Annotated in this window: 19 protein-coding genes; 5 read left to right on the top strand and 14 right to left on the bottom strand. The window is 45.5% G+C overall.

Going from position 1 to position 16,915, the window contains the following annotated elements:
• The first annotated feature begins 76 nt into the window (after positions 1-76).
• The 3 genes from ICN23_RS07645 (at position 77) to ICN23_RS07635 (ending at position 3,627) form a co-directional block, all read left to right on the top strand.
• A complete protein-coding gene (locus tag ICN23_RS07645; protein WP_068321059.1) occupies positions 77-424 on the top strand; it encodes a type B 50S ribosomal protein L31 in 348 nt (115 codons plus the stop codon).
• An 89-nt stretch (positions 425-513) separates the two neighbouring features.
• Positions 514-2,232, top strand: a complete 1,719-nt coding sequence (locus ICN23_RS07640; protein ID WP_216231590.1) for a glycosyltransferase family 39 protein — start codon at positions 514-516, stop codon at positions 2,230-2,232.
• A gap of 3 nt (positions 2,233-2,235) precedes the next feature.
• The gene (locus ICN23_RS07635) at positions 2,236-3,627 is read left to right on the top strand and encodes an MATE family efflux transporter (protein WP_216231589.1); all 1,392 of its coding nucleotides are present in this window, start codon (positions 2,236-2,238) and stop codon (positions 3,625-3,627) included.
• A 32-nt stretch (positions 3,628-3,659) separates the two neighbouring features.
• Here the strand turns inward: ICN23_RS07635 and ICN23_RS07630 are convergent, their stop codons facing one another.
• The 7 genes from ICN23_RS07630 to ICN23_RS07600 all read right to left on the bottom strand — a co-directional run bounded on the left by ICN23_RS07630 (position 3,660) and on the right by ICN23_RS07600 (position 9,443).
• Entirely contained in the window at positions 3,660-4,715 is a 1,056-nt protein-coding gene (locus ICN23_RS07630; RefSeq protein WP_216231588.1) for a hypothetical protein, read from the bottom strand.
• A gap of 28 nt (positions 4,716-4,743) precedes the next feature.
• Positions 4,744-5,334, bottom strand: a complete 591-nt coding sequence (lpoB, locus tag ICN23_RS07625) for a penicillin-binding protein activator LpoB (RefSeq protein ID WP_216231587.1) — start codon at positions 5,332-5,334, stop codon at positions 4,744-4,746.
• Between the two features lie 35 nt (positions 5,335-5,369).
• Complete coding sequence (locus ICN23_RS07620; RefSeq protein ID WP_216231586.1) at positions 5,370-5,726, bottom strand: YcfL family protein; 357 nt, start codon at positions 5,724-5,726, stop codon at positions 5,370-5,372.
• 11 nt (positions 5,727-5,737) lie between these two features.
• Positions 5,738-7,570, bottom strand: a complete 1,833-nt coding sequence (locus ICN23_RS07615; RefSeq protein ID WP_255532734.1) for a hypothetical protein — start codon at positions 7,568-7,570, stop codon at positions 5,738-5,740.
• 109 nt (positions 7,571-7,679) lie between these two features.
• The gene (locus tag ICN23_RS07610; RefSeq protein WP_216231585.1) at positions 7,680-8,678 is read right to left on the bottom strand and encodes a tripartite tricarboxylate transporter substrate binding protein; all 999 of its coding nucleotides are present in this window, start codon (positions 8,676-8,678) and stop codon (positions 7,680-7,682) included.
• 36 nt (positions 8,679-8,714) lie between these two features.
• On the bottom strand, positions 8,715-9,278 hold the full coding sequence (locus ICN23_RS07605) for a disulfide bond formation protein B (RefSeq protein WP_216231584.1): 564 nt from the start codon (positions 9,276-9,278) through the stop codon (positions 8,715-8,717).
• A gap of 6 nt (positions 9,279-9,284) precedes the next feature.
• Positions 9,285-9,443 carry a DUF5993 family protein gene (locus ICN23_RS07600; RefSeq protein WP_216231583.1) on the bottom strand — a complete coding sequence of 53 codons (159 nt, stop codon included), beginning with the start codon at positions 9,441-9,443 and terminating at the stop codon, positions 9,285-9,287.
• 110 nt (positions 9,444-9,553) lie between these two features.
• Here ICN23_RS07600 and ICN23_RS07595 point away from each other — a divergent pair, with 110 nt between their 5' ends.
• The gene (locus ICN23_RS07595) at positions 9,554-10,333 is read left to right on the top strand and encodes an enoyl-CoA hydratase/isomerase family protein (protein WP_216231582.1); all 780 of its coding nucleotides are present in this window, start codon (positions 9,554-9,556) and stop codon (positions 10,331-10,333) included.
• Between the two features lie 16 nt (positions 10,334-10,349).
• Here ICN23_RS07595 and ICN23_RS07590 read toward each other — a convergent pair whose 3' ends face one another.
• The 7 genes from ICN23_RS07590 to ICN23_RS07560 form a co-directional block, all read right to left on the bottom strand.
• On the bottom strand, positions 10,350-11,042 hold the full coding sequence (locus ICN23_RS07590; protein ID WP_216231581.1) for a fumarylacetoacetate hydrolase family protein: 693 nt from the start codon (positions 11,040-11,042) through the stop codon (positions 10,350-10,352).
• Positions 11,043-11,077: 35 nt separating this feature from the next.
• The gene (locus ICN23_RS07585) at positions 11,078-11,359 is read right to left on the bottom strand and encodes a SemiSWEET transporter (RefSeq protein ID WP_216231580.1); all 282 of its coding nucleotides are present in this window, start codon (positions 11,357-11,359) and stop codon (positions 11,078-11,080) included.
• A gap of 61 nt (positions 11,360-11,420) precedes the next feature.
• The gene (locus tag ICN23_RS07580; protein ID WP_216231579.1) at positions 11,421-11,816 is read right to left on the bottom strand and encodes a cytochrome c5 family protein; all 396 of its coding nucleotides are present in this window, start codon (positions 11,814-11,816) and stop codon (positions 11,421-11,423) included.
• A 70-nt stretch (positions 11,817-11,886) separates the two neighbouring features.
• Positions 11,887-13,800, bottom strand: coding sequence for a ferrous iron transporter B (locus ICN23_RS07575; RefSeq protein ID WP_216231578.1), 1,914 nt, complete (start codon positions 13,798-13,800; stop codon positions 11,887-11,889).
• Positions 13,793-14,038, bottom strand: coding sequence for a FeoA family protein (locus ICN23_RS07570; RefSeq protein ID WP_216231577.1), 246 nt, complete (start codon positions 14,036-14,038; stop codon positions 13,793-13,795). Before ICN23_RS07570 ends, ICN23_RS07575 begins: the two co-directional genes overlap by 8 nt.
• Before the next feature lie 158 nt (positions 14,039-14,196).
• Complete coding sequence (modA, locus tag ICN23_RS07565) at positions 14,197-14,952, bottom strand: molybdate ABC transporter substrate-binding protein (RefSeq protein WP_216231576.1); 756 nt, start codon at positions 14,950-14,952, stop codon at positions 14,197-14,199.
• A gap of 39 nt (positions 14,953-14,991) precedes the next feature.
• Positions 14,992-16,014, bottom strand: coding sequence for a substrate-binding domain-containing protein (locus ICN23_RS07560; protein WP_216231575.1), 1,023 nt, complete (start codon positions 16,012-16,014; stop codon positions 14,992-14,994).
• Between the two features lie 76 nt (positions 16,015-16,090).
• On the opposite strand from ICN23_RS07560, the gene ICN23_RS07555 reads away from it, so the two are divergent.
• Positions 16,091-16,912, top strand: a complete 822-nt coding sequence (locus tag ICN23_RS07555) for an extracellular solute-binding protein (protein WP_216231574.1) — start codon at positions 16,091-16,093, stop codon at positions 16,910-16,912.
• Positions 16,913-16,915 lie beyond the last annotated feature (3 nt).

The following is a 16,915-nucleotide window of genomic DNA, read 5'->3' as shown; positions in this document are numbered from 1 at the left end:
CCTTTACTGCTTTTAAAACCTGGGAAAGTATTTAAGCCAATTTGGCTCAAACGGCTACCCGCTCATAGGACTCATAATGAAACCTGGCATCCACCCCGAATATCGTGAAATCGTCTTTGTAGACGTTTCTAATAACTTCAGCTTCAAGACTCGCTCCACAATGGCTACTAAAGAGACCATTAAGTGGGAAGACGGCAATGAATATCCATTAGCCAAGATCGAGACTTCATCTGAATCACACCCTTTCTACACTGGTACCCAGAAAATTATGGATACCGCTGGTCGTGTTGAGAAATTCCGTCAGAAATTCGGTACCAAGGCTGTTGCTAAGGCTTCCGGTGATGGCGCTGCTAAAACAGCCGAGAAAAAAGCTGCTGCTGCAGAAGCTAAAGCTGCTGAAAAGCCAGCTAAGAAGAAGGCTTAATACAACTCTATTCGCAGGGTATGTGAAATACCATCTCTGCGAGATAATCAAGGCAGCGTTTGCTGCCTTTTTTATTTTGAACTGCACACATGGTCAAACTTACCGCCGCTGCCACTAAATCCATTCCGCGCATTATTATTTTTGCGCTGACTTTGGTTTATGGTTTTGCTGGCCTCTTCTTTCGGGATCCCTGGAAGAACGAAGACGCTATTGGCTTTGGCGGTATGTGGACCCTCTTTCGCGGCAACTCCATTGATTGGATTGTTCCCCATCTAGCTGGTCGCGACATCTCACTTGGTACGCCACTACCCTATTGGATCGGTGCCACTCTCATCAAATGGTTTGGTCCCTTCATTGGCGCTGCTAATGCTGCTCGTTTGTATTCAGCGATTTGTTTCTTTGCTGCTGCACTTGCAATTTGGTATGCAACCTATCTACTAGGTCGCCGTCGCGAAGTGCAACCAATGGCGCTTGCTGTTGGTGGTCAACCAGATTTAAAGAGTTATGGCATGACCTTGGCTGATGGCGCCCTACTCATCTTCTTGGCTTGCGTAGGTCTTGCTCAGCGCGCCCACGAGACCACGCCGATGATGGCGCAATTGATGGGCATCAGTATTGTGCTCTACGGTACTGTGCGCGGCTTAGATAAACCATGGCAAGGCGGACTATGGACTGGCCTTGGTATCGCCATTGTTGCGCTATCGAGCAATCTCACACTAAGCCTCATCATCGTTACCTCAACCATTATTGCGGTCATCGCTAGCAATGCAAAGCTGCGCTTTCGTTGGACTCTTACCAGTACTGTTTTGGGATTAATTGGTTTTGCGATTTGGCCGATAGTTTGGTATTTAACAGACTTACCTACGCATTGGCGTCACATCGCTGAAGAGGGATGGCGCAACGTACCAGAAATGCGTGCCACTCCTTCGATCGAATCTCTCGGATTCTTGAGTGTGAATTTTTGGGCTTATGCATGGCCTGTATGGCCATTGGCAATGATTTCGCTCGCACACTGGGGGCGTGTTAAAGAAGCGGGCACATGGCGCGCCCCACATCTTTGCATTCCACTGAGTCTATTTATTGGTAGCTTAATTTATGTCTTGTTCCGCCTTGAGGCAAATGAACATGATTTATTGATTTTGATTCCGAGCCTTTCTATCATTGCCGCATTTAGCCTGCCAGTACTTAAGCGAAGTGTCATTAGTTTTATTGACTGGTTTGCCATGTTTAGCTTTACAGTAATCGCCCTCGCTATTTGGATTATCTGGTTAGCTAAGGTGACAGGCTACCCAGAAACTACCGCAGCCAATATTGCACGTTTATTGCCGGGATTTGAGAGTCAATTTAATGTATTGGCATTTTTCGTTGCTCTGGCGATTACTGGCGTATGGCTTGCGATCGTGCGCTGGAGAACATCACGCGCACCAAAAGAAATTTGGCGTTGTCTCATCATCTCAGCTTCAGGCACAACACTCATGTGGGTTTTATTAATGACCCTCTGGCTGCCAACTATTAATTACGCCAAAACCTATCGTCAAGTATCTGCACGATTAACCCAAGTCATTCCTTCTGGTGGTGGCTGCATTGATACCAGCAATCTTGGCGATGCTCAACTTGCATCTTTTAAATACTTTTCTAAACTCAATTTGCGCGATGATCCCAATTGCCCCTGGATGCTCACCCATAGCCAATCCGAGGCAAAGGCCTACGCCCAGCTGAACAATAAAAAACTCAGCCTCCTATGGGAGGATCGCCGTGCAGCTGACCGCGACGAACGTCTGCGTCTTTACGAAGTAATCCCAGAATAGATCGTGCTGCACTTTAAGTTATCGCGCCTGCGCGAGGATATCCCCTCCTTGCTAAAACTGGCTGGGCCACTACTGATTGGTCAGCTTGCAGTGATTGCATTTGGTGTCTTAGACACAGCTATGACAGCGCGCTACTCTGCCGATGACTTAGCTGCGCTCGCCATGGCTTCGGCCATATTTATTAGCATCTATGTTGGCTTAACTGGAGTCATTTCAGCTCTTGCGCCTATTGCTGGTCAGTTATTTGGCGCTAAACGTTTTTCAGAAATCGGCGAAGAAGTTCGTCAAGCCACTTGGCTTGCTGTAGGACTCACTATTTTTGGCTGTTTTATTTTGCTGAATTCCGATCATCTGCTAGCGATCTCACAAGTCGATGCGGCTATTGAAGATAAAGCAAAGCTCTACCTCAATATTCTAGCCATTGGTTTACCAGCAAGCATGGCTATGCGCGTATTAATGGCTCTTCATAATGCTGTATCGCGCCCCACTGTGATTACGGTGGTGCAAATCATTGGTCTAACCCTTAAATTACCACTCAACCTTCTCTTTATCTATGGAGGCTTAGGCATTGAGGGCATGGGCGGCCCAGGCTGCGCAGTGGCCACTGTGATTATTAATTGGTCATGGTTACTCATGACTTTGGGCTTTGTTTTATTTGATCGCTTTTATAAGCCTTTTAAGATCTTTGCACGCTTTAGCGCGCCCAACTGGCATCGTATTTGGGTTTTACTCAAGCTTGGGGCGCCCATTGGATTTAGCTATTTAATCGAGGTGACCTCTTTCACCTTTATATCTCTGTTTATTGCGCGGCTAGGAACGACTGCATTAGCGGGACATCAAATTGTGGCCAATATGGGAACTGTGATCTATATGGTGCCGTTATCCCTCTCAATTGCAACGATGACATTAGTATCCCAATCTATTGGCGCCAATAAACCAGAGCGCGCTGAGGAGATTGGCTGGTCTTCAGTATTTTTTACCACCGCACTTTGCATCAGCATCGGTATAGCAGTGTGGATATTGAGGGTTCAACTACTTAATCTATACGATCCACCAGAAGAAGTGAAAGTTTTTGCTATTCCCCTCTTTCTATTCATTGCGTTTTATCAAGTCTTTGACGCATTGCAAATTACTGCGGCATTTATTCTGCGGGCTTACCGAATTGCCTTTTGGCCGATGGTCATCTACGCCGGCTCACTCTGGGGAGTAGGTCTAGGTGGTGGCTATCTAATGGGCTTTAACGTCTTAGGCAATACACCTGCCTTCTTACAGGGTGCCAATGGGTTCTGGGCTGGCAATAGTCTTAGCCTTGCTTTGGCTGCATGCTTTTTGCTCTACCTCTTTAGAAGAACGGCGGAGCGCTATGAGAAGTCGCAACCGCCGCTAGAGGTCTAAATCAAAGGAATGCCTTGTGCTCCTCTGCTCTCTTACTTGTAGACCTTCAGAGTAGAAGCATCATCATCTAAACGTCGCTTCAGGTTACGCTGTTGTCCTGCAGATCCAGGATGATTGGTAATGAAGTTCTGATCGGCCAGATGTTTACGAACATCCTCAGCCAAATCTAATGAAGCCAACTTCATTAACTTCGCCGCGCTTGGTTTGTAGCTGGTATCTCTGCCATCAATTTGAACATCCTTACCCTCGCCCGAAGCCACGAATGAGGCAACGATTTGGCTTGTCTTGGTGTCAACGATATTGAAGTCTACTGTTACTTCCAATGTGAGCTGCTGAGAAGTCGACTTTGTGCCCGGGATATCTGCAACGTTATCTGTGGTTGATACTTCTGCTAAGACGCCATACAGTACGTAGTCAGCATCACCAAAATCACCCGCCTTAATACGCTTCACAATATCGAAAAACTCATCGCCCTGGTTAGGTACAGCCACAGTAGGCTTTGCTTGCACTACCTTATATCCAGACTTGATTAGTAAACCACGTATAGGATTTGCCAGGTAACGCAATTCGCCATATTCATTATTGCTTTGATAGCCTGACTTCTTCATGCTTTGGGTACTGGCATTTGAAGAATTACTACTTGATGGTGCAGCATCAACTACCGGTGTAGGTGGCACTGCTGTACCAGGGCTAGTTGCCTTAGGATCAGACAAATCAGTGAACTTCACTGGAAACGCAGATGAATTTGCGCCGCCAGTCAGAGCAGAAGCATTGGCTTTATCAGCATCTACTTCAATTGTCTTTGGTGCAATAGTTGAGGAGATGGTATTGCCTGTAGTTGTCCGAGTCTCTTCAATAAAGGTTAAATTCTTACCTTCTTTTCTGAAATAGATATCCGTGACAGCAATAGACTTCGAATCCGCCTTCAGCGCCTCGGCACTAATCACAGGATTCTTGGGCGGATCAGCAGGCACTTGACCAACAATCGCAGATTCTGCTTTTGGAGCGGGTGGTTTAGTGGCGCATCCAGCCAAAAAGACTAGGCCGATACCCGCACACGCTAACCAGTTTGTTTTACTTAGTGACATTCAATTACCTACCTTCATGTATTGCGTATTAGCGCGTTGCAGTCTTACGAATCTCTTTTTCATCAGCCCACTCCAGCAAACCAGACTCATTATTGATGAGATTTAAGTTAAAGACGTAGTAAACATCCTTAACATCTTTGGTGTTTTTGACAATAGAAGCAATGGATCCTTCAATGCGATATTGAGCGCCTTGCATATTGCCTGTTTTAGCGATTGTGCTGTTCTTGTAAAGTCCTGATTGATTTTGACGCTTGAGTTCATCGGTTTGATTTTGCATTTCAGAAACGCTCACAGCAAAGCGTACTTGACCACTCTTCATTAATTGTGTGCGAATCTTATCGGTGATGACGCGCGTATCAATGTATTCAGAAGTCTTGTTCTTCACATCTGCCAAGGTCACAATTGGCGCGTCTTTACTTCCGGAGATGGCTTTAGATTGCAGCAAAGATCTTGTCATTGCCTCAGCAATGATCTGCAGATCGGTCGATCCGTAATTGGCATTGACTGTTTCAACTGCCTTGGCATCGCCATAGCGCACCTGGGGGCCTGAGCACGCTACTAGAGCTGCTGCTGCCAAAACGATGGCAGATAAATGGATAGTTTTGGTTTTCATAGTCATTTTCAATAAGTCCTAATATCTTCTGATGGCGTGTTTTATTTGTATTGGTTTAACTCAAAACGAAAGTCAGTAGCATCTGGGGTTGGAGCTATCCCCATAATGGTGGTCGACTGACCTTTGCCGACGGTTACAGGCTTCCACGGCTCTTCGTCAGTCACAGTCATACCGTTTTTACCAATCCACTTGAATCGATAAGAAACGAGGTTAGATTTACTCTCATTCAGAATAGTCACTTGCGCTGTCAATACACCATTACGCATCAAGCTTCTCATATCCGTAATTTGAATACTATCCGTATCCCCCATGCGCACAGTCATATCTTTCATGGATGGCGTTGAACTACACGCTGCTAATGCAAGCGCAGTTAAAAGGATCGAAAAGTATTTCTTCATCTGGGTCTTTCTTAATTAAAAAGCTGCTGAAAGCTATTTAGCAGATTGGGTGGCTCATATGGCTTTACACCATCCATATTACTGCCTGCGGGTGCTGAATTGGGGGTTGATGCTGGTGCCGGGCTTGGTGTTGCGGGCTGGGCATTGGGGGTAGGAGTAACCGCTTCCACGGGAACAGGTGATGACACTACCGGATTGGCCTCCTCAGGCTTTGGATCTTGAAAACTACCCCATAGTTTCTTGAGGCCGTCTAGGGCACTACCCGATGATTGAGGTGCGGCTATCGTGGGTAAGGTGGTAGCTGAGGTTGCGGCTGGGGTTGCGGCTGGGGTTGTAGTGACACCACTAGCGACGGGCATAGCGGCTGGCAACTTCGAAGGAAGCGTGGCAGGATCATTAGAGGTTAGCACCGTAGCCTTGTTCCTAAACATGCGGATATAGACGACGTTATAGCCACCTACTAAATTAACAGTCTGAGAAACGATCATGCCAGATGGCAGAGTGTATTTAAGAACGGTTGGACCAATTGGCAAACCCATTCTCGCCATATAAGTTTGCGCAGGTAAGGTTGACCAATGGCGCACATCGGTCACATTGACAGACTGCAGGGCATAGCCTGTAATGAGTCCAGCGATAGCACCAATCAGAGCTGCGGTACCGCTATTTTGGTTATTTTGATTACGCTGATTTGCTGCTTGCTGCGCAGCACGATCGGCTGCAAATTGGGCTGCTAGAGAAACGAGTGCTCTTGAAGAGGCCCTTAAAACATAGGCAGGCATTTCATCACGCAAGTTCTTGCGTGCCATTGCATCAATATTTGCTACTAATTCTGGATTGGCAACCCTATCGCCCAACTGAATGAGTGATGGCCTAAAACGCTCGGTAGACCTCTCAATTACTGGGAACGTTAATGTCACCAACCTTGAATTACCACCCACAGTAAAAGTCTGGCTAATTTGATAAGGAATAATTTTAGGCATGTAGCCTGTATCAATCACGATTAAGGTATCAGCAAAAGCTTTTTTACTAAGATTGGCAATATTAGAATCCAGCTTAGCAATACTGGTTTTAAAGAAATTCACTTGCGGACGAAGTTCTATTGCCAGGCGATATCCTGGCGCAGCTAGGCTGGCTTCTCCTTGTGACTCATGAATAAAGCCTGATAAGTAATAAGCTGCTGGGTTCTGATAAGAATTCTTAAGACTGCGGGTCTCTTCATCATCTAATAAATTAATGGGGTAGCCACTGATATTTTCTATGCGACTCGTTGCCGCCTGGGTATTGGGGTTGGCTTGTTGATCACGCTCTACCTTAGAGACAGCGGCAACCTGACTTTGAATCAGCTCCTCAATGACCTTCTCACGCTGCGCCATTTTTTTGGCTTCTACCATGGCGTCATTCCAGCGACCTTGAGAAATATGATTCAAGGCTAAAGTCTGGCTCAAAAAACTCACCTCATAAGGCTTTGGATCGTACTCACTACTAAAGCCTTCAGACAATACATAAGAGCTTGCCCCTGAAAAAGAGCGTCTGAGTTTATCGCTGGTAGTGACTTCCCAACGACTGACCAATTGATCAGCAGCTAATAAGTTTTCTGTGCTACTCGGAATCTGTGAAGGACCTTGCAAGCGCTGTACTTCACCCATCTCCATGTAGTACAAAGTATTTTTATCTTTGAAAGCGCTTTGGATAACGGCAGCAGTGTTTTGCAAGTCCCCGTTCTTGAACGGCTCCTTGGATTCGTTCATCTTCAATTGCTGAGTTTGAGTAGCGCAACCTACCAGTAAAGCAACTGCCAGCACGATACCGAATTTAGAAAAGTCTAATGCTGAAAATTTGAACAAATTTAGGGGCTTATGAGTGGTAGATGAAATCAATCTGTAGTTTAAGACAACAAAGTCTTCATACCTTTAACGCCTGATAGCAGGCTGGAGCTGACACAAAAAGAGCTTATTAATCCAATTTTGCGCCCGATTGCTGCACTACCCTGCCCCATTTAGCTACCTCAGCCGTAATTAACCGAGAAAGGTCTTTTGGGCTGCCAGGCGCAGGATCCAGACCACCGGCCAAGAGGCGCGATTTGACCTCGGCATTACTCAGCGTTTGGCGCACCATTTGATTGAGTTGCTTTTGGATGGGGACTGGCAAATTGGCTGGTGCCATCAATGAAAACCAGGAGACCGCCTCAAAGCCCGTCAAACCCTGTTCAGCCAGGGTTGGGATTTCTGGTGCGGCATGAGATCGCTTAAGGGTGGTTACCCCTAAAGCCTGCACTTCTCCAGCCTTAATCAAGGTCAATGAAGAAGAAAGGTTGTCAAACAACATGGAGATGCGACCACTTAACAAGTCCGGCAGAGATTGGGCACGGCCTTTGTAAGGAATGTGACGAATTTGTACGCCAGCCATCTCCTTAAATAATTCTCCAGACATATGCAGTGAAGTGCCCACGCCCGAAGAACCAAAAGTCAGTTGATCTGGCTTTGCTTTGGCTAACTCAATTAATTCATGAAGATTGCTGACGCCTAGCTTCTTATTCACAATCAGCACATTCGGTGTACTCGCTAAAAAGCTAATGGGCGTGAAATCCTTCACGGGATCAAAAGAGAGTTTCTCGTATAGTGCGCCATTGATTGCATGAATTCCAACGGTTCCTATTAACAAGGTATAACCATCCGGCTCACTCTTAGCAACTAGGTCAGCTCCAATGTTTCCGCCATAGCCTGGTTTGTTCTCGACAACAACTGGTATTCCTAAGCTTTGCTGCCAATTTTCAGCTAATACACGTGCCAAGATATCCGGTGCACCGCCAGGAGTAAAGGTAACAATAATCCGAATAGGCTGCTTTGGCCATGCAGCTTTGCCGGTTGATTTTGTTTGCGCATGAGCTGTCAGCGCCAGCAGTGATGCCATACAAATCAATACGAGGCTCTTGAAAATCTTAGAGAATGGCATGCTCAATCAATTCGAAACCAGACCAGATGGCCTGAATTAGAAACCAAAGCGAGAGCGCAGCCACAGCCAGCCCTCATATTTCACGGGGTCATCAGCGCAAGGGCCAATACCGCACTCAAGTAAGGTTGAAACAAGATTACCGAACACCAGCAGCATAAACAGAATCACTAATGTATTGGCGAACCAAGAGCGCGAGCGCACATCACGATTAGGCAACATTAACAATACCGCCAAGCCTAGCAATAAACCTGTGTAGCCCACATAGGCCCAGGTATAAAAATGTAATTCTAAAAAGGTTTTACCAAAACCTTTATCGCCTGGAAGAATATGCAAAAACACTTGACGCAATGAAACCATCATGCCCACTAGGCCGCCAATAATGCCCCAACCGTAATGCGCAGAATGTGCGCCGCAACGAATATTTAAGACCAATGCAAAACCAATGATCACAAATCCAATACGTTGCATTAAACATAACGGGCAAGGCAACTCACCAAAATAGAGTTGATCTACAAATGCATAGCCCAGCATGCCAACAACAGCGAGCAATGCAAGTTGATTTCCTAGAGCCGCTAAAGAAGGGAAAGAATGTCTGCTCACAATAAATTACAGACTAATGTTGAGATGGCTAGTGGCATGAAAGCGGAACCAAACCATCAGTATTCCAACAGTAATTGCTAAAACTACTACAGCAGCAAGTCGCTTCTCAAACCAGACCAAGATGAGCCCGATAAAAGCTGTCAGAAAAGGAAGGAACATATACATAAGGGAATTCTAGCGCAGGAGACTAAAGATAAGGGTAAAAACACGATTACAGGGCTCATGAAATGGTCATTTATGGCAATGAGGTGCAAGCTTTTGTTTAGAATGCCTTCATGACTCTGCGCCCTACCCCGCCCTGCTTAGATTTAGATATCCACGACAAGATTGCACGCGTTACTTTTAACAATCCTTCCGCTCGTAACGCTCTAACTTGGCCAATGTATGAAGAGCTTAAGCAGATTTGTGATTCGTTGGCAAAGAATTCCGATATTCGAGTAGTGATATTCAGAGGCGCAGGAGATAAAGCATTTGTTTCTGGAAGTGATATTCAACAGTTTGTTGATCTCAAAGAAAATGAGGCGTATGAAGTTGCTGTTGATCATATCTTTGCCTCTTTGCAGCAACTGCCCATGCCCACCATTGCAATCATTGAAGGTTTAGCAGTGGGTAGCGGCCTATTGATGGCTACCGCTTGCGACTTTCGCATCTCCACACCCGAAGCACGTTTTGGGATACCGGTAGCTAAGACTTTGGGAAATTGTTTATCGCCGAGCAATCTCTCTTGGATTGCAGCCCATCTTGGAGTGCCTACAGTAAAAAAGATGCTCCTGACAGCAGAATTAATTAAAGCGCCAGAGTTATTAGAGGCTGGCTATCTCTATCAATTAGCTGAAGCAAGCGAAATTGATGCAGCAGCAAATACACTCGCAGAAAATTTATCCACTCTGGCGCCCATTACACAAAAGGCTAGCAAGCTCACCTTGGCACGCCTTCTACAGAGCAATTTGCCCGATTGCACAGATCTCATGCGTGAGACCTATAACAGCAAAGACTTTAGGGAAGGAGTGAACGCCTTCCTAGAAGGGCGTCCACCAAAATGGATAGGCAAATAAGGCCTATCTTTTGTAATTAAATAATCTTTGTCTTTAAATTCGGTAAGCCTGCAACACTACCCTCAAGCACGTCACCTTTTTTGACCGGACCAACACCTGCTGGTGTTCCAGAGAAAATCAAATCTCCTGGCTCTAAGGTAAACAAAGTGGAAAGATAGGCAATAGTGTCGGGCACATTCCAAATGAGTTGATTCAGATCACCTTCTTGGCGAACCTCACCATTCACCAACAGCTTGACCAACCCCTTAGACGGATGACCGCACTGACTAGCCGGCGTGATTTCTCCGCATGGCGCAGATTGATCAAATGCTTTGCCTGTATCCCATGGACGCCCCATCTTCTTAGCTTCACCTTGTAGATCACGTCTGGTCATATCTAGACCAACCCCATAACCATAGACGTGCTCTAGAGCTTTATCTGCAGCAATATTCGCGCCACCCTTACCAATGGCTACAACCATTTCAATTTCGTGATGGACATCATTTGAAAGATTGGGATAAGCCATATTCTCGCTATCAGTCACAATCGAGTTGGCCGGCTTCATAAAAAAGAATGGTGGCTCACGATCGGGATCATGCCCCATCTCACGTGCGTGATCAGCATAGTTACGGCCGACGCAATAAATGCGATTGACTGCAAAGCGACGGGTGTCTCCAGTTACCGGCAAAGACACTACTGCTGGGGGGTCAATCACAAATGCTGAGCACATAAAAACCTTTCTAAGAATTTTGATAAGCGTGTGTTTTATTTCTGATGCGGAGAAGTATGGCGTAATTTTAATAACAAGATACTAAGAGCCAGCGCAAAGGTCAATGCATTTGCCATGATGAGAGGCCACTTCTCAATAATCAGGCCGTAGATCAGCCACAGGCCCACCCCAGCAGTAAATAAGGAATACATCCCCAGTGAAATACCTGATAGATCCTTAGTGCGCCAAGAGCGTATTGCTTGGGGTAAGAAGGCGACGGTGGTTAAGAATGCAGCGCAATAACCAATAATCTCTATTTGATGGGGCTCTAGATTCATTAGATGATTGTCTTTACAAAAAAGAGCAATTAAGCCTTCAAACAGGACCGCAAGAAATGAATCAAGGCTTTTTTGGGTTTGCTTTACGAGCTTCTAATTCTTTATTGATAGCCGCAAGCATTTTGGCATCTGGTGTTTTCCAGTTGCCGCCAGAATTGTTGACCATATAGACCAAGGCATCGGAGAAGCCTTCAATACTAAGATTGGGATTGCCACCTTTTGGAGGCATAGCTCTCACACCAAAATAAGCGTGAGCAGTCAGGGTTGCCTGACCTTCCGCAATCAAAGGAGCCCACTTAGCCTTATCGCCAAACTTAGGTGCATTAAGCACTCCCGATCCATGACAGCTGGCACAAACTTGTTTATAGGTATTTTCGCCAGATTGAGCCAAAGCCAAATTAGAGGCGGAAAGACCCAGTAGACAGGACAATAAAAAGAAAACTGGTTTGGATCGCATTTGAGCACTCTCTTAAGTGATGAATGCTTAAGAGGTTATCTGAATTTCAGAAACCTTGCTTTGATCCCAATCAAGCTAGGCCAAGAGCGCTAGCTATTTGATAGGTAATAAAGGCGGCAATATAGGCCAACCCAAACAGGTAGCTCAGCATAATGACCGGGATCTTCCAGCCGCCAGTCTCGCGCTTTACTGCCGCAATGGTTGATAAACACTGAGGTGCAAAGACAAACCAAGCCAACAAAGAAAGTGCTGTAGCTAAAGACCAGCCACTAGAAATTAGAGGAATTAGCGCATCCGCTGCATCTGCGCTGGAGCTAGACAAGGCATACACCGTCGCGAGAGAGCTCACGACAACCTCGCGAGCTGCCATGCCCGGCACTAATGCAATGCTAATTTGCCAGTTAAAGCCAATTGGTGAGAAAACATGAGCCAAGGCTTGGCCTAACATTCCGGCAAAACTATATTGAATAGGCGAACCTGTTGCACCCTCTGGTGGAAATGGAAAACTAGACAAGACCCAAAGACCAATTGTCATTAATAAAATAATTCCGCCAACTCGGCGCAAGAATATTTCTGCGCGTTGCCATAAGCTAATCGCCAAATTGCTTAAACGTGGCATGTGATAGCTTGGCAACTCCATCATTAGCGCATTCATCTTGAATTGCTCACTTGTAAAGCGCTTCAGAATCCAAGCTACAGCCATCGCCCCCAAGATCCCAGCAAGATAGAGCAAGAATAAAACTAAGCCTTGAAGATCAATACCTGCCCAGAGTTTTTGTTCTGGAATAAAAGCAGAGATGAGCAAGGCATACACTGGAAGACGTGCTGAGCACGTCATCATCGGCGCAATCAGGATGGTCACCATACGATCACGCGAATTAGAGATACTCCTAGTCGCCATGATTCCAGGGATTGCACAAGCAAAACTGGATAGCAATGGGATAAAAGATCTGCCAGAGAGGCCAACCGATCCCATCACCCTATCCAAGAGATACGCTGCTCTCGGAAGGTATCCCGACTCTTCAAGCAACAGAATGAAGAAGAACAAAATCAGAATTTGCGGCAAGAAGATCACAACACCACCAAGACCTGCCAAGATTCCGTTGATTAATAGGCTACGTATCCATCCATTAGGCAACCATTCCGCAATCTGACCACCAAGATACTCAACCGAATCCTTAATAAGCTCCATGGGCACTGTTGCCCAACTAAAAACCGCTTGAAAAATACAAAACAGCAAGACCACTAAAATAATGGGGCCCAGAACTGGATGAAGCAATACAGCATCTAGGCGATCACTTAGCTGATCCGGGATGATGCGATCTAGCTTTAGGTTTTGCAAAATCTTTTGCACTTGGACATTATCTGATTCTGTATGAGCAATGTGGGAGGCTACATTTTCTAATGTGGCATCACTTGTTCCGCTGCGAAGACTATTTAAGTTTCGCCAATCTAAATCAGACAGAAACCGTTTAATCTCATCAGCACCATTAGATTGAATACCGATGCTGGTGAGCACAGGCAAACCCAATTCATTCGAAAGAGCGGCTGTATCAATTTGCAAGCCCTGACGTTTGGCAATATCCAGCATATTGAGTACCACTACACATGGCAGACCCAGGCGCTTTGCGGCCAGTACCAAACGCAAATTGCGACGCAGATTAATGGCACTCAAAACACAGATCACCAAATCAGGGCGCTTCTCACCTTCTGCCCTACCAAGCAATACATTACAAGTGACTCGCTCATCAAGAGATCTTGGATATAAGCTATATGCGCCAGGTAAATCCAATATACGAATATTTTTTTCGGAGTCTAGTGTTAGACGTCCTTCTTTGCGTTCAACAGTGACACCAGAATAATTGGCGACTTTTTGACGGCTGCCAGTCAATAAATTGAATAGCGCTGTTTTGCCGCAATTGGGATTGCCCAATAGCGCTACGAGTGGCTCGCTTGGAAAAAAATGGACTTTGGATTCAGGCATGCTGCAAAGATTCAACCAAAATCATGCGCGCCTCTGATTGGCGTAAAGCAAAAGTGGAAGCGCCTACACGAACCATATACGGGCCCTTGCCTAGCAAACCCTTACGCAATACTGTGACTTGTTCACCCGGTAAAAAGCCAATATCTTCCAACTGCCCCTTAATTTGAGGGGCTCCTTTTGGCACATCCACTTGAGTGACGCGATAAAGACTGCCTAAGTCGACTTGGTCTAAATTCATTAAATATGCTTTTTAGCTTGTATGAGGCCCATTATAGCGACAAATGAGAATGAATATCATTCGTTTAAAGGGCCAATCCTTTAGCAATAATGTCTCTTTTAAGGCTCTTAAGGCTTGATCCAAAGCAAATGGGAGGGCCTTAATACGCTCTTGAGCAACTAAGGCGTGCTGTAGCCGTATCTTTGCAATATGGCTTGAGCTTGAGGACCCTGCATAAAGCGGTATAAATCAACCGCCTCTTGGGGTGCGCCCTTCATCAACACCATACGTTGCTTAATGGGGTCATACAACCTTGCATCCACCAGAAAATAACGCGTTTGCTTTAAGAGCTCCGGTGACTTAGCCAATGAAAGCGCAGAAAAACCAATGTCAGCAGCACCGCTAGCGACATACGTAGTAGCCGCACCAATATTGTCAGCATAAACAAGCTTATCTTTTGCGAGATCCCATAGGTTCTCAGCTTTTAAATACTGAACTGCTGCCCTGCCATAAGGTGCCAGCTCAGGCTTTGCAATAGCAACCTTATTGGCTTTGCTAATCGCCTTTGCAATTTCCACCCTGCTAGTTAGCGATTGAGTGCCGGATGATGTTTTGCTAATGATGGCCAATTTACCAATCGCATAAACCAAACCTTCATCTGTGGCTTTACCATTTTTATATAACTCAAGCGGAAACTGCTCATCAGCTGCAATGAATAAATTGAAAGGTGCTCCATTCAGAATTTGCGCAGCGAAGTTGCCAGATGAACCGTAAACCACCCTCATCTCAGGCTTACCTGCAGATCTAAATGCAGCGGCGATCTCAGTAAAGGCATCCTTCATATTGGCTGCTACTGCAATAGTGGCAACCTGTGCGAATACGCTACCGGCAAAGGCGAAAAATACTGCGAGGAAGATAAAGATCCGCTTGATCATGTCGAATCCATTCTAGTGGATTCATTGGCCTTTAGAAAACTATAGCCAATCCTGAATTTGTCGATTGAGACTGACAGCCTTGTAACCCGGCGTTTCTCCGGAAGCGCTCCGAATTTTACGAATCAGCTTAGAAGATGCGGATTGCTTAGCCATCTCCTGATGCATTGCTATGAAGAAAATTTCATCCTTGATGGGTACGAAACTAAGACCATTTTCTAAGGCAATATTCTTCACCCCCAAACCCACATCGGCCTTGCCGGCAAGAATGGCATTAGCTATAGCGGAGTGAGTAAATTCCTCATGCAGGTAGCCATTAATATCCATGGGATTAATTCCCTCTTCCATTAAGAGGTTATCAAGCAACAATCGGGTACCGGAGCCGATCTGGCGATTGATAAAGCGCACTTTTTTGCCCATGAGATCTTCAATTGCACGAATACGAAGCGGGTTTCCTTTTTTTACTATCAACCCTTGGGTACGCTTCATGACGGGATAGATTTCAATATTGCTTTTTGATAGACGCTGATAAATAGCCTTTGAGCTAGTGGGATCGGAAACGTGATAGCCAGCAATATGCGCCTCTTTATTCAGAAGTCTCTCCAAAGATTCTCCTGAGCCTGCAATTTTGAGTTCAACCCCTTGAATTTCTCCTGCAGCTTTTTGAATGACTGAATCACTACTGGAGAAAAATTTCCAGCGTACGCTTTCTGACTTTTGTATTTTCTTAATTTCTTTTAATAATCTATCGTGATACTGGGCATCATGCTTTAAGTGCTCAGCCTGCATATCTTCAATAAACTGAATTAAAAAAGTTCCAAATTCAGTCAACTCGGAACCATGGCCTTTGGTCCGAATAATCAGTGGCATACCTAATTCAGCTTCAACTTGATTGAGCTTGCCCCATGCTCCCCTATAGGAAGTGCCTGATTTTTTACTAGCAACTACCAAGGAGCTTCCCTGCCCGATGTCTTTCAGCAGCTGAGCGAGCCAAATCAGATCGACAGAAGCCCTTCCATCAACCTTGGTATTCACAATTAACGTGGGGCGGACTTCAATTTGCATATGTAATTTTTTGCATATTCATTAAGTATTAATGTATGCGATGATATCCCTTTAATCAACCCTTTCGAGTGCAAATATGAAAAAAATATTTCGGAGACTATTCCTTTCCACCCTCGTAGCTTTAGCTATTCCTGCGTCACAGGTTTATGCCCAGGAGAAAAGCATTGTGGTTTCCTCCACTACTTCAACTGAGCAATCAGGTCTTTTCAATTACATGCTGCCCATCTTTAAGATGAAAACTGGTATTGAAGTTAAGGTAGTGGCTGTAGGAACTGGCCAGGCACTAGACATTGGTCGACGTGGCGATGCAGATGTCGTGTTTGTTCACGATAAAGTAGCTGAAGAAAAGTTTGTTGAAGAAGGTTTCTCAACCAAACGAAATGAAGTGATGTACAACGACTTCGTTCTCATTGGACCTAAGTCAGACCCAGCGAAAATTGCTGGCGGTAAAGATATTCAAGTAGCACTACAAAAAATTGCTGCTGCACAAGCACCATTTGTATCTCGCGCTGATAAGAGTGGCACTCATGCGGCTGAATTGCGTTACTGGAAAGGTGCTGGCGTTTCAGTCTCTCCTGGTCCATCTTGGTACAAAGAAACTGGATCAGGCATGGGCCCTGCCCTGAACACTGCCTCCGCAATGAATGGCTACATCTTGGCTGACCGCGGAACTTGGCTCAGCTTTAAGAATCGTGGTGATCTCACCATTCTGGTTCAAGGTGATCCAAAGCTATTCAATCAATATGGCGTGATGTTAGTAAACCCAGCTAAATACCCTAATGTGAAAAAGGTACAAGGCCAGGAATTTATTGATTGGCTCATTTCCAAGAATGGGCAAGACGTGATTGCTAGCTACAAGATTGATGGCGAGCAGTTGTTCTTCCCTAATGCTAAGTAAATT

This window comes from Polynucleobacter sp. MWH-Jannik1A5 (assembly GCF_018881795.1).
Classification (GTDB): Bacteria; Pseudomonadota; Gammaproteobacteria; order Burkholderiales; family Burkholderiaceae; genus Polynucleobacter.
This window is presented reverse-complemented; position numbering and strand designations above follow the sequence as displayed.

Coding starts and splice junctions, on each gene's coding strand:
- ICN23_RS07590 (WP_216231581.1), bottom strand. CDS start 11,042: ATGTGCTCAGCATTTGTGATTGACCCCCCAGCAGTAGTGTCTTTGCCG.
- ICN23_RS07610 (WP_216231585.1), bottom strand. CDS start 8,678: ATGCCATTCTCTAAGATTTTCAAGAGCCTCGTATTGATTTGTATGGCA.
- ICN23_RS07600 (WP_216231583.1), bottom strand. CDS start 9,443: ATGTATATGTTCCTTCCTTTTCTGACAGCTTTTATCGGGCTCATCTTG.
- ICN23_RS07595 (WP_216231582.1), top strand. CDS start 9,554: ATGACTCTGCGCCCTACCCCGCCCTGCTTAGATTTAGATATCCACGAC.
- modA (WP_216231576.1), bottom strand. CDS start 14,952: ATGATCAAGCGGATCTTTATCTTCCTCGCAGTATTTTTCGCCTTTGCC.
- ICN23_RS07580 (WP_216231579.1), bottom strand. CDS start 11,816: ATGCGATCCAAACCAGTTTTCTTTTTATTGTCCTGTCTACTGGGTCTT.
- ICN23_RS07570 (WP_216231577.1), bottom strand. CDS start 14,038: ATGAATTTAGACCAAGTCGACTTAGGCAGTCTTTATCGCGTCACTCAA.
- ICN23_RS07560 (WP_216231575.1), bottom strand. CDS start 16,014: ATGCAAATTGAAGTCCGCCCCACGTTAATTGTGAATACCAAGGTTGAT.
- ICN23_RS07585 (WP_216231580.1), bottom strand. CDS start 11,359: ATGAATCTAGAGCCCCATCAAATAGAGATTATTGGTTATTGCGCTGCA.
- ICN23_RS07640 (WP_216231590.1), top strand. CDS start 514: ATGGTCAAACTTACCGCCGCTGCCACTAAATCCATTCCGCGCATTATT.
- ICN23_RS07555 (WP_216231574.1), top strand. CDS start 16,091: ATGAAAAAAATATTTCGGAGACTATTCCTTTCCACCCTCGTAGCTTTA.
- ICN23_RS07575 (WP_216231578.1), bottom strand. CDS start 13,800: ATGCCTGAATCCAAAGTCCATTTTTTTCCAAGCGAGCCACTCGTAGCG.
- ICN23_RS07620 (WP_216231586.1), bottom strand. CDS start 5,726: ATGAAGAAATACTTTTCGATCCTTTTAACTGCGCTTGCATTAGCAGCG.
- ICN23_RS07630 (WP_216231588.1), bottom strand. CDS start 4,715: ATGTCACTAAGTAAAACAAACTGGTTAGCGTGTGCGGGTATCGGCCTA.
- ICN23_RS07645 (WP_068321059.1), top strand. CDS start 77: ATGAAACCTGGCATCCACCCCGAATATCGTGAAATCGTCTTTGTAGAC.
- lpoB (WP_216231587.1), bottom strand. CDS start 5,334: ATGACTATGAAAACCAAAACTATCCATTTATCTGCCATCGTTTTGGCA.